This window comes from Paractinoplanes ovalisporus, from assembly GCF_016834655.1.
GTDB lineage: Bacteria > Actinomycetota > Actinomycetes > Mycobacteriales > Micromonosporaceae > Actinoplanes > Actinoplanes ovalisporus.
On sequence record NZ_JAENHP010000007.1, the window covers coordinates 122,809 to 148,169 of the forward strand.

Sequence of the window (25,361 nt, forward strand, 5' to 3'; positions counted from 1 at the left end):
GCCATCAGCCGCGGGCGGTGGGAAGCAGGGCCGCCCAGCGGGCGTCCTTCGTCGGCGGCAGGCAGAACCCGAGCTTGACGCACAGTTCACCGAGCAGTTCCCGGACGATCTCGCGAGATTCCACGCCGACCACCATAGAATCTGCCGGTGCCGATGCGACTGTTCATCACGCTGAACGCCCGCCTGCGACCGTTCGACCGGGGCGACCGCTACGAGGACCCGCTCGACGAGGCGCTGTCCGCCAAGTTCACCGGCGTCGAGGTGACCGGCGGGGGCACGATGCTCACCGCCGAGCGCGAACCGGCGTACTGCGACATCGATCTGGACGTCGAGGGCGACCCCGAGGAGGTGCTCGCGCTGGCCGTAGCGACGCTCGAGGCAGCCGGCGCCCCGAAGGGCTCGACCGCGGCCGTCGACGAGGGCGAGCCGGTCCCGTTCGGCGTCACCGAGGGCGTGGCCATTTATCTGAACGGCACCGACCTGCCCGACGAGGTCTACCGCACCAGCGACATCAACGAGCTGATCACGGCCCTGCTCGAAAGCCTCGCCGCCGAGGGCGACATGCAGTCCTACTGGCAGGGACCCACCGAGACGGCCCTTTACCTGTACGGCCCGTCGGCCGCCCGCATCCGCGACCTGACCGCCGGCGTGCTGGCCCGCTTCCCCCTGGCCGACCGCTGCCGCGTCGTCGACCTGCCCCTCACGCGAAGCTGACCCTCCGCCGGCCGGCTCCGGTCACGGCCGAGGCTCGAACCACGTCACCGACCGGGTGCGCCACCAATAGAGAACGGTCCGATCCTCCGGCCACGGCCGCAGCTGCACGCCGCGCGGCTCGAAGCGGTCGCGGCCTGGTGAGATGGGACGCCAGCCCGGGATGACGGCCTCACTGTCCTCGGCGGGCCGCACGAACCGCAGACCGTGCTCGTCACAGGCGCCGAAGCTCGCGTAGTTGCGCTGGGCCTCGATCAGAGACACGCGGTTGGCGCCGGCCGGCCAGTCGGGCCACCGCAGCTGCAGGGCGTCGTCCTCCCAGAAACAGACCGGACAGATTTCGTACGAGCCGGGCGGCTCGCCGATGGTCTGATGGCCGCAGCACACGCACGGGTAGACGATCACGAGTGGCATCCGCGGCTGAAAGGCGTCGTGCACCATGTCCTCATCCCCGTCGACGCAGCTGTCTCACCAGCCAAGGTAGCTGCGGGTCAGCGCGGCGATGTGTTCGACCTCCTCGACGCCGGCGGACTGGTTTGCGTGGCCATGGGACAGCACCGCCACCGAGACGTCGGTGTCCTCGTCGCTGATGCGGCCGATGCTGTTGACGATCCAGCGGCCCTGCTCGGCCGAGCGGGACAGCCAGCCGTTCTTCAGCGCCACCTGTTCGCCTGAGAAGGAGGCGGCGCTGATTCCCCAGTTCTGGTCGGCGTTGACCGATGACATCAGCGACAGGATCAGCTCGCGGGACTTGCGGTTCAGCGGGCTCTGCGCGGCGGTCAGGGCGCCGATCAGGCGGGTCTGGTCGTTCGCGGTGGTGTGGCTGAGCCCGACCTGCCCGGCCGGGTCGGTGGCCCGCAGCCCCAGGCGGTCGCCGGCCTGGCGCAACCCGTCCGCGCGGCCGAGGTCGTCGTAGACCCGGGCCGCGGCGTCGTTGTCACTGGCGACGATCATCTTGCGTACGCGGGCACGTTCGTCCTCGGTGAGCTCGCGGCCCTCGTCCTGGGCGCGTAGCAGCAGCGCCGCCAGCAGCTCGGCCTTCACGATGCTGGCCGTCTCGAACCGGCGGTCGCCGCGGTAGTCGTAGCTTCGGCCGGAGCGGCGGTCCACCACCGCGACCGAGAAATCGGGCGCGTCCGCCGCGTACTTGTCCAGCACACCGTTCAGCCGTTCGACGCGTTCCGCCCACGAGCCGGTCGCCTTCGACTTGTCGACCAGGTCGCCGCGCTGCGGCCCGGGAAAGACAAGGGCCTTCCCCCGCGGTACGTCGGTGCCCAGTGACGCCAGATCAGTTTTGCCCGGCCGTCCGACCCGGGGTGGCGGGGGCAGCGCCTCGCCCGACCGGCCCCGCATCGCGCCGGCCATGAAGGACCGCCAGATCCGGTACGGCATGCCGTCGCCGTTGACCGCCTTACCGCCCTTCTCGCGGATCGGGCCGGGCAGTTCGCGGCCGACCCAGACCACCGCGGCCAGATCCGTGGCCCACCCGGCGGTCCAGGCGTCGGACGAGTCGTCGGTGTTGCCCCACTGCTGGGAACCGGTCTTCGCGGCGGCCGGAACGCCCGGCACCCGGCCGTGGTGATCCACCACCTCGGACAGCACGGCGCCGACATCGGCCGCCACCGCGCTGGAGAGCACCTGGCGCGTCTCCGTCTCGTGCTCGTAGAGCTTGACGCCGTCGGCCCGGGACACCGACCGGACGAAGTGCCGCTCGGCCCGCCGTCCGCCCGCCGCCAGGGTGGCGTACATGCTGGTCAGATCGGCCGGGGTGACCGGATAGCGGCCGAGGGCGATGTCGGAACGGGTGCGGCCGGGCTCCGGCTCGCCCTTGGCGTCGACCAGCGTCTCGCGGTCGCCGTAGCGGCGGGGCACACCGAGGCGGTGGGCGAGGTCGCGCACGGCGTCCGGCCCGATCTGCTCGGCCAGCGCGTAGAACGGGGTGTTCAGCGAGTACACCATCGCGATGTTCAGCGGGCACACCGGGCACTGCAGGTTCTTCTGGTTGTAGAGCGGGGCGCCGTCGCGATCGGAGAACAAGCGTGGCGACGTGCCGTTGTAGAGCGACTGGTAGCTGATGTCGCGTTCCTCGGCGGCGGCGAGCACGACCGGCTTGAAGGTCGAGGCGGGCGGACGGGCGGCGAGCGCGTCGTCGAAGTATCCGCGGCCACGGTCGCCGCCGTAGTAGGCACGGACGCCGCCGTCGCCGGGGCCGACCGCCACCAGGGCGCTGCGCAGTTCCTTCGGCTGCCCGCGCAGGGCGGCTCCGATGCTGCTGGTGGCCGCTTTCTGGATACCGGCGTCGATCGTGGTCGTCACCCGCAGCCCGCCGGTGCGGATCTGCTGCCGGCTGATGCCCGCGGCCACGAGTTCGTCCTCGACCCGGTCGGCGATCAGGCCGGCCGGTCCGCCGACGGCGCTCGCGGTCACCGATTCCGAGGCGACTTTCGGGTACGGGGCCCGGTCGGCCTCACCCTCAGGCAGCCAGCCCTGCTCGGACATGGCCCGTAGGACCCACACCCACCGTTCCCGGGCCCACTTGGGGTCGGCCGCGGGGTCACCGCGCGTCGGGTCCTTGACCAGAGCGGCGAGCACCGCGGCGCGGTATGCGTCGAGCTGGCCCACCCCCGTACCGAAATAGGCGCGGGAGGCCGCCTCGATGCCGTACGCACCCCGCCCGAAATAGATCGTGTTGAGATAGCGCTCGAGGATCTCGTCCTTGCTGTACCGGTGCTCGACCTTGAGCGCGAGCACGGCTTCCCGGGTCTTGCGGCTGACCGTCCGTTCCTGGGTCAGGTAGGCGTTACGCACGTACTGCTGGGTGATCGTGGACGCACCCTGCCCCGAGTCGGTGACGACGTTCGCCCACAGCGCCCGCACCAGCCCGCGCACGGACATGCCGAAGTGGTCGTAGAAGCCGCGGTCCTCGGCGGCCAGGAAAGCCTGCCGCACCACGGGCGGAATCTGCTCGAGCGTCACATCGGTGCGATCGGTCAGGCCGACCCGGGCCAGCACCGTCCGGCCGTCGCGGTAATAGAGCACCGAGGCCTGGGGCGGCGCCGGATCGGGCGGCAGGTCGACGCTCGCGACGTAGACGACGGCCACCGCGCCCAGCGCCAGCTCCATCGCAGCGACGGCCGCGGCCGTCCACCGGCACCACCGGGGCCACCGCCGGAACCAGTCGATCGGCCTCTTCCACGCGGCCCTGCCGATCGACTTCCACGCGGGTCTGCCTTCCGACCTCCACGCGGGTCTGCCTTGCGACGAAGCCATGCGCACGGTTCCCTTTCGCGGCGGCGAGGGCGCCGGCCGGCGCCATAGACCAAGACGGATGGCGCCGCGATTTCGTGCAACCTGACCTATGTGGTTCTTTTCACCGCCAACCTGTGCAACCCTCGGTTTTCCCGCAATCACCCGCTAACTGTTCGTGACCGGGCCCGAATATGGGCACTGACGGGGCGCCTGTGTTGTTTCGGAGGACCGGCCGGGGGTCTCATGGCAGCCATGACTGACGACGAGCGGCAGCTTGCCGTGGATTTGTTCAACGGGGTGTGGGGTCTGCTCGAGCGGGACGACCGGACCGTTGAGGACGATGACCGGATGATTCACATGGCCCACGCCTCGCGGTATCACTGGGGTGAAGTGGGGGAGGCGGTCAACCGCAGCCGTGGGGAGTGGCAGTGTTCGCGGGTCTATGCGGTTCTGGGGCGGGGTGAACCGGCGCTGCATCACGCGTTGAGGGGGCTGGCGATCTGCCGGGAGCACGACATCGCGGATTGGGATCTCGCCTTTGCGTTTGAAGCGCTTGCCCGGGCGTACGGGGTGAGGGGTGAGACGGACAAGGCGCGGGAGAACAAGGAACGCGCGCTGGCCGTGGCGATCGCAGATGACGAGGATCGGGAGCTGTTGCTCAAGGACCTGGCGACCGTGCCGGCGTGAAGCGCGAGGATCTGGCGACCGTGCCGGCGTAAACAGCGCGAACTCGCTGCGCGGATCGGGCAGGATGCTTGGCGTGACGGGGCGGGCACTGAGTTTCGGGGCGCAGGCGGGGGCGTACGAGCGGTTTCGGCCGGGGTATCCCGATGAGCTCTTCGACATGGTCATGGCCTATGCGGAGCGGCCGGTGGGGAACGCGCTCGAGATCGGGGCCGGCACCGGTAAGGCGACCCGGCTGTTCGCGGGGCGAGGAATCGCGGTCACCGCGACCGAACCGGACGAAGGCATGCTCGCCGAGCTGCGCCGGCACGTGCCGAAGGACGTCCGGACGGTTCGGGCCGCATTCGAGGAACTGCCGGTGGGGGAGACGTACGGGCTGGTCTACGCGGCGGCATCGTTGCACTGGACGCGGCCCGAAGGGCGATGGGCGCGGCTGGGGGGATGCTCGAGGCGGGTGGGGTGTTCGCCTGCTTCGGCGGGCCGGTCGATCTGGCTGACCCGGCGGTGGATGAGGCGGTTCGGGCGGTCCGGGCGCCGTTTCTCGAGAGCGACGACGTGACGCTGCCGGGCCAGACCGATCAGTGGCCTGGCCCGGAACTGCGGGAATCAGAACGGTTCACCGATGTCCGGCAGGCCGTGATCGAGCGGCGCTGGGCGGTGAGTGCCGACTACTACGTCGGGCACCTCTCCACCATTTCCGCTTATCTCGAACTGCCGGTGGAGCAGCAGGAGCAGCTGTACGACGCGATCCTGCGGGTTGTGCCCGAGACCGTTGAGCTGACCGCCGACGTCGTGGTGCACCTGGCCCGGGTCAGCCGATGACGAACGGCTTGCCGAGCGGGAGCTTCCGGCCGGACTCGTCGTAGGCGGACCAGTTGGCCACGTCGGGGAGTTCGCCGGGGGTCACCTTCTGCTTCTTGTAGTTGGGGTGGGTCTTGTCGGGCTTCAGATAGACATCCTTGAAGTCGAACCAGAACAGGACCACCTCCGGGTCCTCGCTCCAGACCGCGGTGTCGGCGGTGACCGTACGGCCCCGGGAGTCGACGGTGATTGTCGTGGCGGGGCCGACGTAGTAGCCGTACATGGGCAGGTCGACGTAGTCCAGGTTGGACGGCAGGCCGATGGCGTGGAAACCGGGACTGCGGTCGGGGGCCACGTCGTCGAACTGGTTGTGGCACGGCCCGAGCTTTCCCGAGGTGTCGGCGGCGCACGCCCGTACGCCGAAAGTGATGTCGGGGTAGGCCTGATTGACGTTGTGGAACGCGGTCACCACGATCTCGTGCTTGCCGGAACGGAGGCCGGTGGCGACGGGCTGGCCCCAGGAACCCTCGGCGTCGACCGCGGCGGCCGGCCAGACGGTGGCGGGAGGCGCCGTGGTCGGCCAGGCGACGGCGGTGACCGCGACCAGGGCGGCAGCGACAACGGCACCGTACCCGAAACGGCGCTTGCGGCGCAGGCGTCGGCCCGCCCGCATGATGTCGGCGATCGCGGGCGGGCGGCCCTCGTCGGGCTGCTGCAGCGCCGCGCGGAAAGTGTCGAGGTCGGTCATGAGCAGGCTCCGTTAGCGGCGAAGTCGGGGGAGTCGAGGGTCACGCGCAGTTTGGCCAGGGCCCGCGCGTTCAGGCTCTTGACGGTGCCCACGGCCACACCCAGCTCGGCCGCGACGTCCTTCTCACTGAGGTCGAAGAAGTGCCGCAGCACGACGACCGCGCGTTCCCGGTCGGCCAGCCGGGCCAGGGCGTCCAGGAGCCAGCGCTGATCGGTCACATCGCCCGCGAGGTCCTGCGGTGAGGGGCGTTCGGGCAGCTGGTCCCGGGCGTCCTCGCGCAGCGGCCGGCGCCACTGGTCCTTGAGGTGATTGACCATGACCTTCCGGGCGTACGCGTACGGGTCCTGCCGCCGCACCCGGCGCCACGCCGCATACGTCTTGACCAGCGCCGCCTGGGCCGCGTCCTCGGCGTGCTGCGCGTTGCCGGTCAGCAGGTAGGCCGCGCGGCGCAGCCGATGGAAGCCCGCGGCGGCGAACTCCGAGAACTCCGTGTCACCGCGCGCCATGGGCCGTCCTTCGTCGTGTCATACCATCTGGACGCGCGAGCCGCCCCGAAGGTTCGCTGGGACGCGGCGCAGCGGGAGGTCGCTGGGACGAGGCGTCGCGGGAGGTTCGCTGGGACGAGGCGTTGCGGGAGGTCGCTGGGACGCGGCGCGGCGGGAGGTTTGCTGGGACGGGGCGTCGCGGGAGGTTTGCTGGGACGGGGCGTCGCGGGAGGTTCGCTGGGACGAGGCGTCGCGGGAGGTTCGCTGAGACGGGGCGTCGCGGGAGGTTTGCTCGGACGAGGCGCGGCGGGAGGTTTGCTGCTGTGAGCCGCAGGCGGGTGTCACGCGTCCCGGGCCCGGGCGCCGCCGCGGAAGTGAACGGCGGCCAGCAGAGCGCCCGCGGCCAGCAGCAGGGCCAGCGCCCCGAAACCGTAAGTCAGCGTGGCCACGGTGGCGATGCCGGCGACCAGCAGGGGGCCGCCCGCGTCGCCCAGTTCGCGGCCCAGCTCGGCCGAACCCATCGTCTGCCCGAGACGCTCGGGGGGAGTGCTCGCGGCCAGGGCGGCGAAGCCCAGCGGGGTGATCAGGCCGGTGCCGGCGCCGATCAGAGCGGCCGCGATCAGCACGCCCGCCAGCCCCGGGAGCATCGCCGCGGCCAGGCCGGCCGCCGTGACCGCCAACCCGGCCGTGAGCCCGGCGCGGCTGGAGAGGCGGCCGTCGTCGAGGGCGCGGCCCGCCCGTGGCTGCACGACCGCCGCCGCGGCGGCCAGCAGGGAGACGGCGGCGCCGGTGGCGATAGTGCCGAGACCGGCTTGGCGTCCGGTGACGGGCAGGAAGCCGACCCCGACCGACAGCGCGGCGGTCGCGGCGGCCAAGGCGCCGGTCGGGCCGAGGAAGGCGGGGTGGGCCAGACGGCGGACCAGGTCGAGCACGGTCTGCCGGGTCTTGGGCAGGGGCGGGACGACCGGGACGGCGAGCCCGGCCCAGACGGCGACGGCCGCGCCCAGCAGCGCCAGCACGATGAACAGCAGACGAAGGCCGCCGGCCCACACCAGCACCCCACCCAGCAACGGGCCGAGGGTGTAGCCGATCGACTTGTAGAAGCCGTACGAGCCGAACGCCCGCCCATGCTTGACGGCCGGGTTGAGCCGGGCCACCAGCGCGGACGCCGACGGGGAGAACGCGGACGCGGCGGCGCCCTGGCCGAGGCGGGCGGCCCAGAGCCAGCCTGGGCTGTCGGCGACGACGTAGACGAGGGAGGCGGCCGCGAACGCGACCAGGCCGCCGATCAGCACCGGGCGGGCGCCGATTCGGTCGGCGAGCGTGCCGAACAGGGGCTTGAGCAGCACCTCGGCCCCGTCGTAGAGGGCGAGCAGACCACCCAGCACCAGCAGCGAGGTGACCGCGTCGTCGGAGAATACGCCGAGGTTGGCGGCGATGCCGTGGGCGCCGAAGGCGGTGGTGAAGCCGGCTGCGTAGAGGGGCCACATCGGCCGTACGGGCGGCGGGTTCGACACCCGCGGAATCTACCCCGCGCCCGTCGGGGGAGTTCGGTGCGTGCGGACACGTTCGAGTGGTGGCTGCACGGAGTGGGTGGCGGGACAGCGACCGCCGCGGACGCCACGGTTCGGCCGGCCGCCGAGGAGAGACCCGGCGGCGCGGGCTGATCACAGAGGTCAGGCCGGGGTGAAGGTGACTACTCGCACCGCCGAGGAGAGACCCGGCGGCGCGAGCTGATCACAGAGATCAGACGGGGGTATAGGTGACCACTCGCACCGCCGAGGAGAGACCCGGCGGCGCGGGCTGATCACAGAGGTCAGGCCGGGGTGTACGTGACCACCCGCAGGTCGGCGCCCGCGACCGTGAACGTGTCGCATCGGAAGGTGGCCGAGCCGAACGTCTTGGGCCCGTTGCGGTGTTCGGCGACCACGCCGTCGGCCCACATCGTGCGGAACCGCCGGCTCACCCGCCGCAGCGAGACGATCAGGGCCCGCAACGAGGGATCGTCGGGGTAACGGACGGCCGCGGCCCGCACGTCGCTCACCAGGGCCCGCTCGAAACGCTCGGTGTCGGCGGCCGGACGGCGAGGACGGGGCGCACGGCCGGTGAACTGCTGAACGAGGGGTTCAAGGTGAACGCGGCCGACCCGGGACTCACCGCGACCGACCTCAGCGCGGGCCTGGGACGGCCGGTCGAGGAGGCGGCCGCGATCGCCGTCGAGCTGGCGACCCTGGGGCCGTACGGGCCGACCGCGGGCTTTTTCACCGACGGGCGGTCAGCGCATCACTGGTGATCGTCGGGGACCAGACCGGTGCGGACGGCGTGCAGGGCGGCCTGCGTACGGTCGGCCAGGCCCAGCTTCATCAGGATGCTCGACACGTGCGTCTTCACCGTCTTCTCGGCCACGACCAGCGCCCGCGCGATCTCCCGGTTCGAGCGGCCCTCGGCGATCAGGGCCAGCACGTCGCGTTCGCGGGCGGTCAGCGAGGGCACGTCTGAGGGCGCCCCGAGCAGCGTGGCCGCCACCTCCGGCTCCAGCAGCAGATGACCGGCGTGCACCGAGCGGACGGCGGCGACCAGCGCGTTGGGGTCGACGTCCTTGGAGAGATAGCCGCGGGCCCCGGCGCGGACGGCCGGCACCAGGCGGGCCCGGTCGGTGAAGCTCGTGACCACCAGCGCCTTGGCCGGCAGTCCGCGGCGGCGCAGCTCGTGCAGCACCTCGACGCCGTCCATGCCGGGCAGCACCATGTCGAGCAGAACCACGTCGGGCTCGGTCTGCTCGGCCAGTTCGAGCGCGGTCGGGCCGTCGGCCGCCTCCCCGGTCACGGTCAGATCCCCGGCCAGTTCCAGAAAAGTCCGCAGCCCACGGCGTACGGCGGGATGGTCGTCGACGATCAGCACGCGGATCTCAGACACCGGGCACCTCCAGCCGCACCACCGTGCCACCACCGGGCGACGACGTGATCGTGGCCCGGCCGCGGACCGCGCAGGCCCGCTCCCGCATCGAGCGCAATCCGAGGCTGCGGCCCGCTTTCAGGGTCGCGTCGACGTCGAAGCCCATTCCGTCGTCGGCCACCTCGAGGGTGGAACCGGCGAGCCGCACCTCGATGGTCCGGGCGGCGGCATGCCGTACGGCGTTGTGCAGTGCCTCCTGGGCCACGCGCAGCATCACCGTCTGCTGGGCCGGGGTCAGCGCGTCCGGCGCCTGTTCGGCGTAGGACAGCCGGGGGCCGCCGGGACCGGACGCGCGGTCGAGGATCTGCACCTGTTTGCGCAGCACGTCGGGCAGGCCGTCCTCCTCGAGGCGGGCCGGCCGCAGTTCGAGCACGGCCGCGTGCAGCTCCTCGGCCGCCTCGCGGGCCAGCGTCGAAACCTCGGCCAGCCGGGCCCGGGCCGCCGCCGGATCGCGGTCGACCAGCAGGTCGGCCGCCTGGGCGGTGAGCCGCAGCCCGAACAGCCGCTGGGCGACCGCGTCGTGCAGGTCGTGGGCGATGCGGGCCCGCTCCTCGGCGATGGTCAGCTCGCGGTTGCGGGCATAGAGACGGGCGTGGGTCAGCGCGATCGCGGCGTGCGCGGCCAGGACCCGTACGAGCTCCTCGTCCTCCGAGGTGAAGCCGCCGGGCTTGTTGGCCAGGTAGAGCGCGCCCAGAATCTCGTCGCCGCTGGTGATGGGCACCCCGAGGAACGCCTCGAGCACCGGGTGGGCCGACGGCCACCAGTCGAACCGGGGGTCGGCGCGGATGTCGTCGAGGCGCTGGGCCTGCGGTTCGCGCAGCATCACGGCGAGGAAGCCGTGCTGGCGGGGGAGCGGGCCGATCGCCTCCTGCTGCTCGGCCGGCACGCCGGAGACGAGGAACTGGGCGAACGAGCCACCGTCGTCGGGGACGCCGAGCGCCGCGTATTCGGCCTCGGCCAGTTCGCGGGCGGTGTCGACGATGGTCTGCAGCACCTCGGGCACGGTGAGCTGGTTGCTGACGGCCAGCACGGCCGCCGACAGCCGGCGCGCGGTGTGCAGAGGTTCCACGCGCCCACGATAACTTCGGCCGCGGCCGGAAACCTCTGTCGATGGTCCTAGGACCAAGGTCCCGCGAGGAAGGCGACCCTGGCCCGAGGCCGGGCACCGGGGGCGGCGAGCAGGGTCGAGGCATGACACAGACAGCCGTTATCACCGGTGCCTCCCAGGGGCTCGGCGCCGCCCTCGCCCGTGGATTGTCCGGCGCGGGGTGGAATCTCGTCATCGATGCCCGTACGGAGAAGGATCTTGAAGCCGTCGCGGCGTCGCTCAACAACGTCGTGGCCATCGCGGGTGACGTGGTCGACGACGACCACCGGGCCGAGCTGGCCGCGGCCGCCGACAAGCTGGGTGGGGCCGACCTGCTGGTCAACAACGCGTCGACGCTCGGCGGCAGCCCACCCCCGGCGTTGGGCGACTTCCCGCTGCCCGCTCTGCTCGGCACGTTCGAGGTCAACGTGCTCGCCCCGATCGCGCTGACCCAGCTCGTCCTGCCCCAGCTGCGGCAGTCGCGGCGCGGGGCGGTGCTCAACATCAGCTCGGATGCGGCCGTGGAGGCGTACGAGGGCTGGGGTGGTTATGGCGCCGCGAAAGCCGCGCTGGATCACGCGAGCCGGGTGCTGGCCAAGGAGGAACCGGAGCTGCGGGTGTGGTCGGTCGATCCGGGCGATCTGCGGACGAGGCTGCAGCAGGAAGCGTTCCCGGGCGAGGACATCTCGGATCGGCCGCTGCCCGAGACCGTGGTGCCGTGGTTCCTGAAGCTGCTCGACGAGCGCCCGGAGTCGGGGAGGTACGTGGCCCGATGACAGTGACCACAGTGGACTTCGAACTGCCCGCGGGCCTGGAGGCGCGGTCTCCGGCCGAGGCGCGGGGTGTCGACCGGGACGGCGTACGCCTTCTGGTGAGCCGTGGCACCGAGGTGAGCCACCACCGGTTCACCGACCTGCCCGGCCTGCTCGAACCGGGCGACCTGCTCGTGGTGAACAACTCGGCCACGCTGCCGGCGGCGATCGAGACGGCCGATGGCGTGCGGCTCCACGTCTCGACCGAGCAGCCCGACGGAACCTGGTTGGTGGAGCCACGCCAGTTCGCCGGCGCCCGGCCCGGGCTGCGATTCATCGTGCCGGAAGGGTCGCTCACGCTGCTGCGGCCGTTCACGTCGCGGCTGTGGGTGGCGGCGGCGGACGTGCCGGGCAACCGGGTGAGCTATCTGACCCGGCACGGGCGGGCGATCCGCTACAGCTACACCGATCGGGACTGGCCGCTCGGGGTCTATCAGAACGCGTACGCGACCGAGCCCGGGAGCGCCGAGATGCCCAGCGCGGGGAGGCCGTTGACGGGGGCGGTCCTCGCCGCGCTGGCCGGCCGGGGCGTGCTGGTCGCGCCGGTCACGCTGCACACCGGGGTGGCCTCGGCCGAGGCGCACGAGCCGCCCTATCCGGAGTGGTTCCGGGTGCCTGCCCCGACCTCGCGGCTGATCGCCCACGTGCGGGCCGGCGGGCACCGGGTGATCGCGGTCGGCACGACGGTGGTGCGGGCCCTCGAGAGCGGCGCCGGCGAGGGCTGGACCGACCTCGTGATCGAGCCCGACCGCGAGATCCGGATGGTCGACGGGCTGCTCACCGGCCTGCACGAGCCGCGCGCCTCGCACCTGAAGATGCTCACGGCCGTCGCGGGGGAGGCCGCGCTGCGGGCGGGCTACGAGGCGGCGCTGCGCGAACGCTACCTGTGGCACGAGTTCGGCGACGTCCACCTGTTGCTGCGCTGACCGGTATGCGGAGGGTCACATTGCACGGCGGCCAGGGCCTCGCGGGCGGTAGGAAGGAGCTCATGACGACGGTGGACCTGGCCGTGCTCGACAACCCCGTGTGGGGCGCCCTGCTCGGCGTGCAGAGACCTTTCGCTTCCGTACGCGGGCAGGCCGCGCGCTACCTCCCCGAGGTGTCCCCGTTCGCGGCCGTCGAGGATGCCGCCGACCCGGCTGCCTGGGCCGATCTCGCCGCCCTGGCCGGGCCGGAGGAGACCCTGCTGGTGCCGGGCGCCCCCGAGGGCCCGGTGCCCGGCTGGGAGCTCATCGGCGGCGGCCGGGGTGTGCAGCTCACGGGCGAAGACCTGGTCGCGGCGCCCGACCCCGAAGTGGTGAGGTTGGGCGAGGCCGACGTGCCCGAGATGCTCGACCTGGTGGCCCGCACCCGGCCCGGGCCGTTCGGGCCGCGCACCCGCGAACTCGGCTCCTACCTGGGCATCCGCCGCAACGGCGTGCTGGCGGCGATGGCCGGGGAGCGGGTGCGCCCGCCGGGCTGGACCGAGATCAGCGCGGTCTGCACCGACCCCGCCTACCGCGGCCAGGGCCTGGCCAACCGGCTGGTCCGGGCGGTCGCGGCGGTCGTCCGGGAGCGGGGCGAACGGCCGTTCCTGCACGCGGCCGGCAACAACGAGAACGCCATCCGGCTCTACCTCGCCATGGGGTTCCGGCACCGCCGCGACATTAATTTCCATGCGTACCGGAAGGCGACGCGCTAGTCTCGAAGTCCGCCGACTGAGGAGCGCGACGTGTTGGGAGACGACATCTCCGGGTGACCACACCCCGGTTCTGTCTGTCGTCCCCTGTTTCAGCGATCTTCCGCGGAGCTTCCTCATGTCTTTTGTCGTGTGCACCTCCCTGTCCTTCTCCTGGCCCGACGACACCCCGGTCTTCGACGACCTGACCGTGTCGATCTCGGCCGGGCGCACCGGTCTGGTCGCCGCCAACGGCACCGGCAAGACCACCCTGCTGCGGCTCATCGCCGGTGACCTGCGGCCGAGCGGCGGCACGGTCACGCTCGGCGGCCCGCTCGGCTATCTGCCCCAGCACCTGCCGTTCGCGAGCGACCAGACGGTGGCCGAGGTGCTCGGCGTCGACCGCACGATCGCCGCGCTGCACGCCATCGAAGCGGGCGACGCGGCCGAGGAACACTTCACCGCCGTCGGCGCCGACTGGGACGTCGAGGAGCGCAGCCGGGCCGAGCTCGACCGGCTCGGACTGGGCGAGGTGGGCCTCGACCGGCGGCTGGACACGCTCAGCGGCGGCCAGGTGGTCTCGCTCGGGCTGGCCGCGCAACTGCTCCGGCGGCCCGACGTGCTGCTGCTCGACGAACCCACCAACAACCTCGACGGAGAGGCCCGCGAACGGCTGATCGCGGTGCTGCGGGCGTACGGGGGATGTCTGGTTGTCGTCTCGCACGACCGCGCGCTGCTCGACGAGATGGACCGGATCGCGGCCCTCGACCACGGTGAGATCCGCTGGTTCGGGGGCACCTTCACCGCGTACGCGGAAGCGGTCGAGGCCGAACGCGAGGTGGCCGGCCGCCAGGTGCGCAACGCCGAACAGGACCTGAAACGGCAGAAACGCGAAGCGCAGCTGGCCCGGGAACGCTCGGCCCGCCGCATGTCGACCGCGGCCCGCAACCTGGGCAGCGCCGGCCTGGCCCGCATCCACGCCGGCAACCTGAAGAACAGCGCCCAGGTGTCGGCGGCCCGCGGCGGTGAGGTGCACGCCTCGCGGGTGGCCGACGCCCAGGCCCGCTACGACGAGGCCAGCTGGGCCGCCAAGCAGGACGACCGCATCGTCATCGACCTGCCGCAGACCGCGGTTCCGGCCGGGCGCACTCTGTTCTCGGGGCAGGAACTGGCGGCCTCCTACGACGGGCGCACGGTGTTCGAGGGGATCGACCTGATCATCCGGGGGCCGGAGCGGATCGCGCTGCTCGGCCCGAACGGGGCCGGCAAGTCGACGCTGATGCGGCTGATCCAGGCCGGCGCGGGGCCGCGGGTGGCCTATCTCTCGCAGCGCCTCGACCTGCTCGACGACGAGCGGACGGTGGCCGAGAACCTGGCGGCGTTCGCCCCCGCGTTGCCCGACGCCGAGCGGATGAACCTGCTGGCCCGCTTCCTGTTCCGCGGGTCCCGGGCCCATCTGCCGGTGCGGGTGCTCTCCGGCGGCGAGCGGTTGCGGGCCACCCTCGCGTGCGTGTTGTTCTCCGAGCCGGCGCCGCAGTTGCTGCTGCTGGACGAGCCGACCAACAACCTCGACCTCGACAGCGTGGCCCAGCTGGAGGCGGCCCTGACCGCGTACCGGGGCGCCTTCGTGGTGGTCAGCCACGACTCCCGGTTCCTCGACGCGATCGGGATCGACCGGACCCTCCGGCTGCCGTGACAGAAAAGGGCCGCCCCGGGTGGGGCGGCCCTTTCACGCTGAAGCCGATCAGGCGGCGTACTTCTCCACCAGACCGCCGAGGGCCGGAAGGGCGGCCTCGATGTGCTTGGCGGCGCCACCGCGGACGGTGTTGTAGGCCTTGACGACGACGGCCTTCTCCGAGGAGTGGGCCATGTCGTCGGTGACCTTCAGCAGGGCCGGGGTGACCTCGTCCTGGCGCTTGACCAGGTAGTCGCCGAACGAGCCGCCGCCGGCGACCTGGAAGTCGGCCCAGAACGGCTGGAGCGCCTCGAGCATCGACGGGACCAGGATGTTGAGGGTCTCGACGTAGTAGCCGGGGGCGAACGAGGTGACCGCCTTGTAGGCCAGCTTCACGGCACCGGCCGAGATGCCCGACTTGTTGGCGAGTTCCGACTCGACCAGCGCCTGGGCGTCCTTGACGATGGCCTCCTTCGTGGCCGGGTTCGCGGAAAGGTCAAGAAGGTTGGAAACCATGGTTGTGCGCGCTCCTCATCACAAGACGACGGCCAGCAGACTACTCAATGAGGAATCACTTTCAACTCCTGCCTCTCCCGTCACGTGAGATGCCCCGCCGTGGCTAGGATCTTCCGGCTGAACGTCGATCCGGATGGTCCTTCCGGCCGGTGTTTCGGGGTCGCGCCGCGCTCCGGGTTCTGCTAGGCCCCGGGAAGAGTCCGTTCGATGTCGTCACGCTTCGTAACATCGACCACCGCGCCTCGGCGGCCGGCGCGGCAGGCGGTCGCCTCGAGGGTTCATCAAGATGCCGGACGAGGTGGATAGGATCACCCGCATGCGGAAGGACGCCCAGCTCGGCCTCGGCGCCGCCCACGCCCGCCGGTCGCGCGCGTGACCGAGATCCTGATCGTCGGTCTCGGCGGCACCATCGCCATGACGGCCCTTCCCGATGGCGGGGTCGCTCCCGCCCTCAGCGCCGATCAGCTCGTCGCCGCCGTGCCCGCGCTCGCGTCGGTGCCGCTCGAGGCGCGCAGTCTGCGAGCCGTGGCGGGTTCCGGGCTGACCGTCGACGACCTTCTCGCCGTACGGGAAACGTTGGTGTCTTCGTTCGCCGACGGGGTGCGCGGTGCGGTGATCACGCAGGGCACCGACAGCATCGAGGAGACCGCCTACGTGCTCGATCTTCTGCACGACAGCGAGCACCCGATCGTCGTCACCGGCGCGATGCGCAACCCGACTCTGCCCGGCGCCGACGGCCCGGCCAACCTGCTCGCCGCCGTGCGGGTCGCGCACGCCGATTCGAGCCGTGGTCTCGGTTGCCTGGTGGTGATGGCCGACGAGATCCACGCGGCGGCGCGGGTGCGCAAGAGTCACACGATGAGCACGGCGGCATTCACCTCACCCGACGGCGGGCCCCTGGGTCACGTCGCCGAGGGCCGGGTCAGATTCACCCATTTTCCCGTACGCCGTCAGCGTGTGCCCGTGCCACGGGGAGCGCTCGCCCGGGTCGGTCTCTACACGGCCACGCTGGGCGATGACGGGAGCCTGCTGCCCGCGTACGCCTCCTCGGTGGACGGTCTGGTCGTCGCCGGCTTCGGCGTGGGGCACGTGCCCGAACCGTGGGTGGGCCATCTGAGCGTGATCGCCGAGCGGATCCCCGTCGTGCTGGCCTCGCGCACCGGGGCGGGCTGGGTCGGGGTGTCGACGTACGGGTTCCCCGGCTCCGAACGTGACCTTGTCGCGCGGGGGTTGATCCCGGCCGGCGACCTGCATCCGTACAAGGCCCGGGTGTTGCTGCAGTTGCTGCTCTCGTCCGGTCAGGATGTGCGGGCCGGGTTCGCCTAACTTCACGGCTGTTTCAGACGGGCTTCACGGGGCTTTCCGGGGCTTTCCGGGGCAACTTTGATCTTCGGCCTTCGATAGCGTCCGGCTCATGGCATGGACGACAGCGTTGCTCGCGGTGCTTCTGTCCGGCCCGGTTGCGCCGGTGCCGGGGGCGGCCGGTATCGGTGACCCCTACTATCCCGACTACGGCAACGGTGGCTACGACGTCACCCATTACGACATCCGCCTGCGCTACCAGCCGTCCACCGACGAGCTCTCCGGCACCACCACCATCCAGGCCCGCGCCACCCAGGGCCTGAGCCGCTTCGACCTCGACTTCCTGCTCGACGTCCGGTCGGTGGTAGTCGACGGTCGCCCCGCCCGGTTCACCCGCCGCGGTGACCACGAACTGGTGGTCACCCCGGCCCGGCCGCTGCGCTGGGGCGACACCATGACGGTCCGGGTGACCTATTCGGGCATGCCGTCTACCAAGGTGGGTGCGGGGTTCACGGCCTGGTTCCGTACGCCGGACGGCGCCCTCGCCGCGGGCGAGCCGGAAGAGGCGTGGTGGTGGTTCCCGTCCAACGACCACCCGGCCGACAAGGCGCGCTTCGACATCTCGGTGGCCGTCCCCGACGGGGTCGAGGTTCTGAGCAACGGCACCCTGCCCCGCGCACCGTTCCCCGACGGCCCCGGCTGGACGCGGTGGAGCTGGCACTCGGCCCATCCCATGGCCACCTACCTGGCCTTTCTGGCGATCGGTCAGTACGACGTGGAACGCACCCGCTCGGCCGGGGGAAGACCCGGGATCCACGCGTACTCGCAACTGCTCACTCCCGAGCTCGAGGCAGCCGCGCGGGCCAGTGTGAGCCGCACCAGCGAGATCATCGACTGGGAGAGCACCGTCTTCGGCCCCTACCCGTTCGAGTCCGAGGGCGGCGTGGTGACCCCGCCCGGCGCCCTGCCCTATTCGCTGGAGACCCAGACCCGGCCCACCTACGGCACGACCCATTTCCGGCGTGGCGCCAACCTCGGCGTGATCGTCCACGAGAACGCCCACCAGTGGTTCGGTGACTCGGTCTCCCTGACCAGGTGGAAGGACATCTGGCTGAACGAGGGCTTCGCCACGTATGCGGAGTGGCTGTGGTCCGAACACACCGGCGAGGCCAGTGCCCAGCAGTTGTTCGACGAGCTGTTCGACGCTTTCCCCGACGACGACACGGTGTGGACGCTGCCGCTCGGCGACCCCGGAGTCCCCGTCATCACACCCGAGATCTACTTCCGCGGCCCGATGATGCTGCAGGAGCTGCGCGTCACCATGGGCGACCCGGCGTTCTTCCGCCTCCTGAAGGCGTGGCCGGCCGCCCACCGTGACCGCAACGGCGATACGGCCCAGTTCATCACCCTGGCCAACCGCATCGCGGGCCGCGACCTGGGCGCTTTCTTCCAGGCTTGGCTCTACACACCGTCCAAACCAGCCCGCGTTCAGGCCCATTTCACCGGGTTGCCGGTGGCCAGCGAGGCCGCGCACAGCGTGCGCAGCAACCCGAGCCGGTAACCCCAGTCCTCCGCCGACTGGGGGCGGGTCACCACGGCCAGCCGTTCCGGGGTGGTCGGCAGGATGCTGCCGATCGGCCACAAGGGCAGCCGCGCGGTGCCGTGGTCGCCGGTGAGCTCGACCAGGTCGCCGGGCAGCGCGCGCTGCGTGAACCGCCTCGCCCGGAACACCTCGGCCGGCGGGTCGGCGCCGGTGTCCAGCACGAAGAAGCCGTCCGCGTCGATGCCGGTGTGCAGTTTCCCCGTCCAGCCGAAGACCGACCGGTGCGATCCGACGCAGCCGTGGATCCCGTGACCGGTGTCCTCGTCGCGCAGCACCGTCTCGTCGACCGTGCCCACCTGGCTCTCGAACAGCGCGAGCTCGGTCAGGAAGTCCGGCACGTCGGCCGCCGGGATGCCGCCGTCGTTCGTCGTGGGCAGGACCTCGTGCATGGTAGGCAGCAGCGACCACCCGATCGCCTCGCACGTCTGCCGGAAGTACCGCTGACCACCCAGGCTGCCCAGGTCGGCCCACGTGACCTGGAAGTCGTCGTGTTCGCACCCGTCCCGGAACCACTGCCGCGCCACCGGATCCTCCGGCGTCAGCAGATCGAGCCAGCCGTCCTCGTCGAACCCGATCGGCCCGTCCAGCCCGGCGTCCTTCCAGCAACGGCAGTACACGAACCCGCTGAGCCCCACGCCAGGCACCGTAGTGGACCCCGCCCGGAACCACTCGGGCGGGTGAGCGGAGGCCGTACGGCGGCCGGCCGCGGTGGGACGCCGTAGCGTCCGGGCATGATCAATCCGGGGACGGAGCCGGTGGTGGAGGCTCGGGAAGAGCTGGCCGTGGCCAACCTGGAGGCCTTTCTTGCCGATGTGCGGCGGCGGGCCGCCGTGATGGACGAGGTTCCGATCCGGCGCCGGGTTGCCGGGCTGGACGGCGAGCCGGTCCGCGACCCGGGGGCCGACCGCGACGGCCGGTTCGGCTGGGATCTGCCCATGTCCGACGGGCGGGTGGTCCGGTTGCTCATGCCGGGGGCCGAGCTGACCGCACTCCGCGACGACATCACCGCGCAGGCGCCCTGCCTCTATGTCAACGGCGCCGCCTGGTGGTGGGCCGGCGCCGTCGACTCGGTGGCCGGCGAGGGCCTGACCCTCGCCTAGCGAAAAAAGAGTCAGCCGAACCAGGCGGCGGTCGCGGGTGGGAGGGTGTCACTGATCGTATCGCTGGCCAGCAGCAGCGAGGCGGGGTCGGCGGCGGCGGGCAGGGGAGCGGCGGTGTCGCCCACGTTGACGACGCCGACGAAGTCGCGGCCCCGGCGGAACGCGAGCACGTTCTCGGCCGCGGGCAGCCACGTCAGGTCCTCGGCGGCCAGCGCGGGTATCTGGTGGCGCATGGCCAGCGCGGTCCGATAGAGGCTCAGCATCGAGGCCGGGTCGGTGGTCTGGCGCTCGACCGTCAGGGACCGCCACGACGGGGGCTGGGGCAGCCACGTCTCGTGGCCGGGGCCGAAGCCCAGCGACGGCGTGGTGCCCGACCACGGCAGAGGCACGCGGCACCCGTCACGGCCGGCGGCCGCGCCTCCGGAGCGGAAGAAGACGGGGTCACGCCGTACGCGGTCGGGAAGGTCGGTCACCTCGGGCAGTCCCAGTTCCTCGCCCTGGTAGAGGTAGGCGCCGCCGGGCAGGGCGAGCATCATCAGGATCGCCGCGCGGGCCCGGCGCAGGCCCAGGGTGCCGCCGCCGTAGCGGGTGACGTGGCGGGTCTCGTCGTGGTTGGACAGCACCCACGTGGGCGGGGCACCGACCTGGGCCAGCGCGCCGATGCTGTCGTCGATGGCCTGCCGCAGCGCCGATGCCTGCCAGGGCGCGCGCAGCAGGGCGAAGTTGAACGCCGTGTGCAGCTCGTCGGGGCGCAGGTAGAGCGCCAGCCTTTCCACGCTCTGCACCACCACCTCGCCGACGAACATCCGGTCGCCGGGGTAGTCGTCGAGCACCCGGCGCCAGCCCCGGTAGACGTCGTGCACCTCGTCGACGTCCCAGTGCGGGTGGCTGGCGCCGGCCCGGTCCAGGTCCTCGCCCAGGTCGGGCATCTGCGGGTCCTTGGCCAGCCCGTGCGCGACGTCGATGCGGAAACCGTCGACGCCGTGGTCGAGCCAGAACCGCAGGATCGAGTGGAATTCGTCGCGCACCTCGGCCGCGGTCCAGTCCAGGTCGGGCTGTTCGGGCGCGAACAGGTGCAGGTACCACTGGCCGTCGGGGGCGCGGGTCCAGGCGCGGCCGCCGAAGTTGCTCGTCCAGTTGTTGGGCGGCTGGGCGCCGTCGACGCCCCGGCCGTCGCGGAACAGGTAGCGCGCGCGGGCCCGGCTGCCCGGTCCGTCGGCCAGCGCCGCGCGGAACCACGGATGCTGGGCCGAGGTGTGGTTCGGCACCAGGTCGATGATGACCCGCAGGCCGAGCGCGTGCGCGTCGCGGATCAGCGCGTGCGCGTCGGCCAGGGTGCCGAACGTCGGGTCGACGTCGCGGTAGTCGGCCACGTCGTAGCCATTGTCGGCCTGCGGTGACGGGTAGAACGGGTTGAGCCAGACGGCGTCGACCCCGAGGTCACGCAGGTAGGGCAGGCGGGACCGGACACCGGGGAGGTCGCCGATCCCGTCGCCGTCGGAGTCGGCGAAACTCCAGACGTATACCTGGTAGAACACCGCGCGGCGCCACCAGGCCACCGGGCTCACCGAGCAGCCGTGTCGGACGAGTCCATGCGTTCGCGCAGTTCCTCCTCCTCGAGGCTGGCCAGGTCGGCCGCGGCCGCCTCGTCACGGGTGAGATTGTTTCCCGTACGGGGGTCGAACAGGTGCATCCGCCGCGTGTCGGCCCAGAACTCGCCCTCGTGGTTCTCGCGCAACCGGCTCATCGCGTCGATCGAGATGATGAGCTGGGTGCGCAGGGCCTCGCTGTCGAGTTCGGCCGCCAGGTCGGACAGCTGCTTGGTGACCTCCTCGTTGGCCTCGAACGGGATGTACGCGTACTGCGAGTCGCCCAGCCACTCGGTGACGTCGACCCGGGCCCGGAACACCGCGCCCTTCTCCCGCCGCGACGCGTCGACCACCTTGGCGTCCTCGAAGTGCTCGGGGCGGATGCCCGCGATCAGCAGCTGCCCGTCGGTCACCTTGCCGGCCGCGATGGCCGGCAGGTCGACTTCGAGGAACGGCAGTTTGAGCCGCTGCCCGGAGACCACGGCGGGCAGGAAGTTCATCGGCGGCGACCCGATGAACCCGGCCACGAACATGTTGACCGGCTGCTCGTAGAGTTCCCGCGGCGAGGCGACCTGCTGCAGGAAGCCCCGGCGGAGCACGGCCACCCGGTCGCCCAGGGTCATGGCCTCGGTCTGGTCGTGGGTGACGTAGACGGTCGTGGTGCCCAGGCGGCGTTGCATGCGGGAGATTTCCGTACGCATCTGGCCGCGCAGCTTGGCGTCCAGGTTGGACAGCGGCTCGTCGAACAGGAACGCGTTGACCTGCCGCACGATGGCCCGGCCCATCGCGACCCGCTGCCGCTGGCCGCCGGAGAGGTTGGCCGGCTTGCGCTGCAGGTGCTCGTGGAGTTCGAGCATGTCGGCGGCCTCGTTGACCCGCCGCCGGATCTCGTCCTCGGGCACGCCCTTCTTCAGCCGCAGCGGGAAGGCGATGTTCTCGAAGACGGTCAGGTGGGGGTAGAGGGCGTAGTTCTGGAACACCATGGACAGGTTCCGGTCGCGCGGGGCCTTCTCGTTGACCCGGTCACCGCCGATCACCATGTCGCCCGAGGTGATGTCCTCGAGCCCGACGATCATGCGGAGCAGGGTCGACTTGCCGCAGCCGGACGGCCCGACCAGGATCATGAATTCGCCGTCGGCGATGTTCAGGCTGATGTCGTTGACGGCCTTGAAACCGTCGCCGTACTCCTTGACGATGTTGCGCATCTCGATGGCGGCCATCCCATTATCCCTTCAGCCTTTGACGGCGCCGTTGGTGAGACCGGCGACGATCTTGCGTTGGAAGAGCAGCACGAGGATGACCACCGGAATGGTGACGACCACGGCGGCGGCCGCGATCGGCGCGGTCGGCTGCGAGAACTGCGAAGCGCCCTGGAAGAACGCGAGCGCGGCGGGCACCGGGCGGGCGGCCTCGCTGGAGGTCAGCGTGATGCCGAAGACGAAGTCGTTCCACACCGCGAAGAAGGTCAGGATCGCCGCGGTGAACACGCCCGGGGTGGCCAGCGGCACGATGACCCGACGGAACGCCTGCCAGGCGGTGGCCCCGTCGACCTGCGCGGCCTGTTCCATCTCCCACGGGATCTCGCGGAAGAACGCGGCCAGCACATAGACCGACAACGGCAGCGAGTACGACAGGTACGGGATGATCAGGCCCAGCCAGGTGTCGTAGAGCCCGATGTTGCGCCACAGGTCGAACAGCGGGGTGGCGATCGCGATGACCGGGAACACCGTGATGGCCAGGGCCACCCCGAGCACCAGCCGCTTGCCCGGGAAGTCGAGGCGCGAGATGGCGTACGCGGCCAGGGTGGCCAGGATGACCGAGATCGTGGTGGCGATCAGCGACATGCCCACCGAGTTGCGCAACGCCGTGGTGAACAAGTCGGACGCGAACACCGTCTTGTAGTTCTCCCAGCTCCACGTGCTCGGCAGGAAGGACTTGTTGGTGATGTCGTCGCCCTCCTTGAACGAGAGCGAGATGATCCACAGCACCGGGATGATGGCGTACGCGATGATCAGGATGGCGCCGGCGATCCAGAACGCCTGGGTCCTGCGGCTGACCTTCACTTCTTGTCCCCTCTCTGCTGGGACAGGTCCGTCTTGAAGACCTTCACGAACATCACCGCGATCAGCACGACCAGGACGGCCAGGATGACGCTGACGGCCGAGCCGAGCCCGACCATGACCCGGCTGATCGTCTGCCGGTAGGCCAGGAACGACAGCGTCTCGGTGTTCTGCGCGCCGGCCGTCATGATGAAGATGCTGTCGAAGATCCGGAACGCGTCGAGCGTGCGGAACAGCAGGGCGACCATGATGGCGGCCTTCATGTTGGGCAGGATCACCCGTTTGACGCGCTGCCAGGCGGTGGCCCCGTCGACCTTGGCCGCTTCGAGGTAGTCGTCGGGGATCTGGGCCAGACCGGCCAGCAGCAGCAGCGACATGAACGGCGTGGTCTTCCAGATCTCGGCCACGCAGACCGTGAACAGGGCCGACCAGGTGCCGCCGAACCAGTCGTACTCACCGAGGCCGAACACCCCGTTCACGAAACCGTACGTGTTGCTGAACGCGTAGGCCCACGCGTACGAGGAGACGACGGTGATGATCCCGTACGGAATCAGGATCGCCGTTCGCAACGCGGTGCGCAGATAGAGCGCCCGGTGCATGACCATCGCCAGCGCGAAGCCGAGCACCAGTTCCACCGAGACGGTGACGATCGTGATGAGCGACGTGATGCCGAACTGCTGCCAGAACAGGCCGTCGGTCAGGATCGTCAGGTAGTTGCCGAGGAAGACGAACTCCCGGCCGGACGGGTCGGTGAGCCGGAAGTCGAACAACGACAGCCAGATGGCGTTGAGGATCGGGTAGCCGGTGACCGCGACCATGGCGATGAACGCCGGCCCGGCCAGCATCCAGCCCAGGTTGCGTTCCTTGCGCGTACGGTCGGTCAACCGGATCCGGCGGGCCGCGCGGGTCTCCTTCGGCGGGCGAGGAGGCGCGGCGGAGGTGGTGGTGCTCATGGCCGCTCCTTAAATCAGTCGCTTGTTGGACAGGACGTCTTCGAGCAGCTGGTTCGCCTCTCGCGGGGTCGTCTCGGGCGACAGCGCGTCCGGCGGGTGGAACGCGGTCTGGATCGAGCCGGTGACGTCGCCGTAGTAGGGGCTGACCGGCCGGGGTGTCGCCGCGTCGAGACCGGTGCGGATCTCGTCGGCCATCGGGAACTTCTCGCGGATCTCGGGGTCGTCGAAGATCGCGCTCAGGGCGGCCGGGTTACCCGCCTTGATCATGAATTCCTTCTGGCTCTGCGCCGAGACGAGGCAGCGGACGGCCTGGACCGCGAGGTCCTGCTTGCGGCTGAAGGCGCTCACCGACAGGCCGAGGCCGCCGGAGGGCGCCGCGCTCTCGGTGCCGGCGTCGACGCGCGGGTAGGCGGCCCAGCCGACGTCGTCCTTGAAGTTCGCCGGAAGTGTGCCCTCCTCGATCGCCGAGTCGAAGGCGGCCCACACGTACGGCCAGTTGACCATGAAGCCGCCGTTGCCGGCCTGGAACGAGGACCGTGAGTCCTCCTCGCCCGCCGTGCTGAAACCGGCCGGGACGGCGGGGGAGACCGCGAGGTCGTGCATGATCCGGGCCGCGTTCGCGCCGGCCGGGCTGTTGATGCCGCCCTTGACCTCGTTGGCGGGCAGGTTCTCGGATCCGGACTGCAGGATCGAACCACCCGAGGACGAGATCAGCGCGTTGACCCAGACCATCAGGCTCTCGTTGCGGCGGCCCTGCGCGGCCAGGGTGACCCCGGCCTGGGTCGCGCCCTTGATGAGCTGGTCCCAGGTGACCGGGCCGGCGCTCGGGTCGACGCCCGCCTTGGCCAGCACCGACTTGCGATACCAGAGCAGCTGGGTGTTGCCGTAGAGCGGCGCCGAGTAGAGGGTGTCGCGGAACGTGGACTGCTTGAGCGGGCCCTCGAGCACACCCTTGGAGAATTCCGCGCGCTCGCTGTCGTTGAACGGGCGCAGGAACTCGGCGTTGGCGAACTCGGCCATGAACGGCGGGTCGACGCTCACGATGTCCATCGACCGGTCCTCGGCGGCGAGGCGGCGCAGCAGCTGCTCGCGCCCGCCGGCGGCCGTGTTGGGCAGCCGCTGGATGTTGAACGAGTAGGCGCCGCCGGACTCGGACGAGCAGCGGGTGGCCACGTCCTCCTGGGCGGCGTCGGCGATGTAGTAGGTCAATGTGGTCGAACCGCCGTCGCCGCCACCGCATCCGGAAAGGCCGGACGCGAGCAGGGCGAGAGCGGAGCCGGCTACGCATGTCTTTCGGAACACGGTGCCTCCTTTGGAACCGCTTGCAGATTTCACCCTCATTGTGATGTGCGTCATATGTCAAGAGTCACTATG

Annotated in this window: 26 protein-coding genes and 1 pseudogene; 12 read left to right on the plus strand and 15 right to left on the minus strand. The window is 71.0% G+C overall.

The features are described from left to right. The first annotated feature begins 147 nt into the window (after positions 1 to 147). On the plus strand, positions 148 to 714 hold the full coding sequence (locus JIG36_RS22690; protein WP_203378385.1) for a hypothetical protein: 567 nt from the start codon (positions 148 to 150) through the stop codon (positions 712 to 714). Between the two features lie 21 nt (positions 715 to 735). On the opposite strand, the gene JIG36_RS22695 is transcribed toward JIG36_RS22690, so the two are convergent. Together JIG36_RS22695 and JIG36_RS22700 are read right to left on the minus strand one after the other, a co-directional pair. Then, positions 736 to 1,152, minus strand: a complete 417-nt coding sequence (locus tag JIG36_RS22695) for a CPCC family cysteine-rich protein (RefSeq protein ID WP_203378386.1) — start codon at positions 1,150 to 1,152, stop codon at positions 736 to 738. A gap of 27 nt (positions 1,153 to 1,179) precedes the next feature. After that, positions 1,180 to 3,834, minus strand: a complete 2,655-nt coding sequence (locus tag JIG36_RS22700) for a transglycosylase domain-containing protein (RefSeq protein WP_236048092.1) — start codon at positions 3,832 to 3,834, stop codon at positions 1,180 to 1,182. Positions 3,835 to 4,212: 378 nt separating this feature from the next. Here JIG36_RS22700 and JIG36_RS22705 point away from each other — a divergent pair, with 378 nt between their 5' ends. The 3 genes from JIG36_RS22705 (at position 4,213) to JIG36_RS54125 (ending at position 5,466) form a co-directional block, all read left to right on the plus strand. Continuing rightward, complete coding sequence (locus JIG36_RS22705) at positions 4,213 to 4,647, plus strand: hypothetical protein (RefSeq protein ID WP_203378388.1); 435 nt, start codon at positions 4,213 to 4,215, stop codon at positions 4,645 to 4,647. A gap of 163 nt (positions 4,648 to 4,810) precedes the next feature. Continuing rightward, entirely contained in the window at positions 4,811 to 5,203 is a 393-nt protein-coding gene (locus tag JIG36_RS54120; protein WP_236048129.1) for a class I SAM-dependent methyltransferase, read from the plus strand. Next, a complete protein-coding gene (locus JIG36_RS54125; RefSeq protein WP_236048191.1) occupies positions 5,086 to 5,466 on the plus strand; it encodes a hypothetical protein in 381 nt (126 codons plus the stop codon). The genes JIG36_RS54120 and JIG36_RS54125 overlap by 118 nt, the downstream gene beginning before the upstream one ends. Here the strand turns inward: JIG36_RS54125 and JIG36_RS22715 are convergent. From JIG36_RS22715 to JIG36_RS22730, 4 genes and pseudogenes are all read right to left on the minus strand, one after another. Continuing rightward, positions 5,456 to 6,193, minus strand: coding sequence for a hypothetical protein (locus JIG36_RS22715; protein ID WP_203378389.1), 738 nt, complete (start codon positions 6,191 to 6,193; stop codon positions 5,456 to 5,458). The genes JIG36_RS54125 and JIG36_RS22715 overlap by 11 nt on opposite strands. Then, positions 6,190 to 6,699: a SigE family RNA polymerase sigma factor gene (locus JIG36_RS22720; RefSeq protein WP_203378390.1), complete on the minus strand. Its 510-nt coding sequence runs from the start codon at positions 6,697 to 6,699 to the stop codon at positions 6,190 to 6,192. The genes JIG36_RS22715 and JIG36_RS22720 overlap by 4 nt, the downstream gene beginning before the upstream one ends. A gap of 320 nt (positions 6,700 to 7,019) precedes the next feature. Then, the gene (locus JIG36_RS22725) at positions 7,020 to 8,195 is read right to left on the minus strand and encodes an MFS transporter (RefSeq protein WP_307872861.1); all 1,176 of its coding nucleotides are present in this window, start codon (positions 8,193 to 8,195) and stop codon (positions 7,020 to 7,022) included. A gap of 299 nt (positions 8,196 to 8,494) precedes the next feature. Next, positions 8,495 to 8,776: pseudogene (locus tag JIG36_RS22730) on the minus strand (MmyB family transcriptional regulator); the annotation flags it as partial. Positions 8,777 to 8,809: 33 nt separating this feature from the next. Here JIG36_RS22730 and JIG36_RS22735 point away from each other — a divergent pair. After that, the gene (locus JIG36_RS22735; RefSeq protein WP_203378391.1) at positions 8,810 to 8,971 is read left to right on the plus strand and encodes a Rossmann-fold NAD(P)-binding domain-containing protein; all 162 of its coding nucleotides are present in this window, start codon (positions 8,810 to 8,812) and stop codon (positions 8,969 to 8,971) included. Here the strand turns inward: JIG36_RS22735 and JIG36_RS22740 are convergent. Both JIG36_RS22740 and JIG36_RS22745 read right to left on the minus strand, forming a co-directional pair. Next, a complete protein-coding gene (locus JIG36_RS22740) occupies positions 8,962 to 9,594 on the minus strand; it encodes a response regulator (RefSeq protein WP_307872862.1) in 633 nt (210 codons plus the stop codon). The two genes, JIG36_RS22735 and JIG36_RS22740, sit on opposite strands and share 10 nt — an antisense overlap. Then, positions 9,587 to 10,702: a GAF domain-containing sensor histidine kinase gene (locus JIG36_RS22745; protein ID WP_203378392.1), complete on the minus strand. Its 1,116-nt coding sequence runs from the start codon at positions 10,700 to 10,702 to the stop codon at positions 9,587 to 9,589. Before JIG36_RS22745 ends, JIG36_RS22740 begins: the two co-directional genes overlap by 8 nt. A gap of 122 nt (positions 10,703 to 10,824) precedes the next feature. On the opposite strand from JIG36_RS22745, the gene JIG36_RS22750 reads away from it, so the two are divergent. The 4 genes from JIG36_RS22750 (at position 10,825) to JIG36_RS22765 (ending at position 14,885) form a co-directional block, all read left to right on the plus strand. Next, positions 10,825 to 11,496 (plus strand): SDR family NAD(P)-dependent oxidoreductase, encoded by a 672-nt coding sequence (locus tag JIG36_RS22750; RefSeq protein ID WP_203378393.1) that lies wholly within the window; start codon positions 10,825 to 10,827, stop codon positions 11,494 to 11,496. Then, positions 11,493 to 12,458, plus strand: a complete 966-nt coding sequence (locus JIG36_RS22755) for an S-adenosylmethionine:tRNA ribosyltransferase-isomerase (protein ID WP_203378394.1) — start codon at positions 11,493 to 11,495, stop codon at positions 12,456 to 12,458. Before JIG36_RS22750 ends, JIG36_RS22755 begins: the two co-directional genes overlap by 4 nt. 62 nt (positions 12,459 to 12,520) lie before the next feature. Beyond that, a complete protein-coding gene (locus JIG36_RS22760) occupies positions 12,521 to 13,213 on the plus strand; it encodes a GNAT family N-acetyltransferase (RefSeq protein ID WP_203378395.1) in 693 nt (230 codons plus the stop codon). Positions 13,214 to 13,328: 115 nt separating this feature from the next. After that, positions 13,329 to 14,885, plus strand: coding sequence for an ABC-F family ATP-binding cassette domain-containing protein (locus tag JIG36_RS22765; RefSeq protein ID WP_203378396.1), 1,557 nt, complete (start codon positions 13,329 to 13,331; stop codon positions 14,883 to 14,885). A gap of 48 nt (positions 14,886 to 14,933) precedes the next feature. Here the strand turns inward: JIG36_RS22765 and JIG36_RS22770 are convergent, their stop codons facing one another. Next, positions 14,934 to 15,380, minus strand: a complete 447-nt coding sequence (locus JIG36_RS22770) for a DUF6918 family protein (protein WP_203378397.1) — start codon at positions 15,378 to 15,380, stop codon at positions 14,934 to 14,936. 372 nt (positions 15,381 to 15,752) lie between these two features. Here JIG36_RS22770 and JIG36_RS22775 point away from each other — a divergent pair, with 372 nt between their 5' ends. Together JIG36_RS22775 and JIG36_RS22780 are read left to right on the plus strand one after the other, a co-directional pair. Next, a complete protein-coding gene (locus tag JIG36_RS22775; protein ID WP_307872863.1) occupies positions 15,753 to 16,706 on the plus strand; it encodes an asparaginase in 954 nt (317 codons plus the stop codon). A gap of 88 nt (positions 16,707 to 16,794) precedes the next feature. Beyond that, positions 16,795 to 18,243, plus strand: coding sequence for a M1 family metallopeptidase (locus tag JIG36_RS22780; protein WP_203378398.1), 1,449 nt, complete (start codon positions 16,795 to 16,797; stop codon positions 18,241 to 18,243). Here JIG36_RS22780 and JIG36_RS22785 read toward each other — a convergent pair. Further along, a complete protein-coding gene (locus JIG36_RS22785; RefSeq protein WP_203378399.1) occupies positions 18,171 to 18,920 on the minus strand; it encodes a hypothetical protein in 750 nt (249 codons plus the stop codon). The two genes, JIG36_RS22780 and JIG36_RS22785, sit on opposite strands and share 73 nt — an antisense overlap. Before the next feature lie 96 nt (positions 18,921 to 19,016). Here JIG36_RS22785 and JIG36_RS22790 point away from each other — a divergent pair, with 96 nt between their 5' ends. Further along, positions 19,017 to 19,385: a hypothetical protein gene (locus JIG36_RS22790; RefSeq protein ID WP_203378400.1), complete on the plus strand. Its 369-nt coding sequence runs from the start codon at positions 19,017 to 19,019 to the stop codon at positions 19,383 to 19,385. 11 nt (positions 19,386 to 19,396) lie between these two features. Here the strand turns inward: JIG36_RS22790 and JIG36_RS22795 are convergent, their stop codons facing one another. The 5 genes from JIG36_RS22795 to JIG36_RS22815 are packed head-to-tail and all read right to left on the minus strand — an operon-like array spanning position 19,397 to position 25,289. Next, a complete protein-coding gene (locus JIG36_RS22795) occupies positions 19,397 to 20,953 on the minus strand; it encodes a glycoside hydrolase family 13 protein (RefSeq protein WP_203378401.1) in 1,557 nt (518 codons plus the stop codon). Further along, positions 20,950 to 22,194: an ABC transporter ATP-binding protein gene (locus JIG36_RS22800; RefSeq protein ID WP_203378402.1), complete on the minus strand. Its 1,245-nt coding sequence runs from the start codon at positions 22,192 to 22,194 to the stop codon at positions 20,950 to 20,952. The genes JIG36_RS22795 and JIG36_RS22800 overlap by 4 nt, the downstream gene beginning before the upstream one ends. Before the next feature lie 12 nt (positions 22,195 to 22,206). Then, entirely contained in the window at positions 22,207 to 23,037 is an 831-nt protein-coding gene (locus JIG36_RS22805) for a carbohydrate ABC transporter permease (RefSeq protein WP_307834595.1), read from the minus strand. Then, on the minus strand, positions 23,034 to 23,987 hold the full coding sequence (locus JIG36_RS22810) for a carbohydrate ABC transporter permease (protein WP_203378403.1): 954 nt from the start codon (positions 23,985 to 23,987) through the stop codon (positions 23,034 to 23,036). Before JIG36_RS22810 ends, JIG36_RS22805 begins: the two co-directional genes overlap by 4 nt. 9 nt (positions 23,988 to 23,996) lie before the next feature. Continuing rightward, entirely contained in the window at positions 23,997 to 25,289 is a 1,293-nt protein-coding gene (locus JIG36_RS22815; RefSeq protein WP_203378404.1) for an extracellular solute-binding protein, read from the minus strand. Positions 25,290 to 25,361 lie beyond the last annotated feature (72 nt).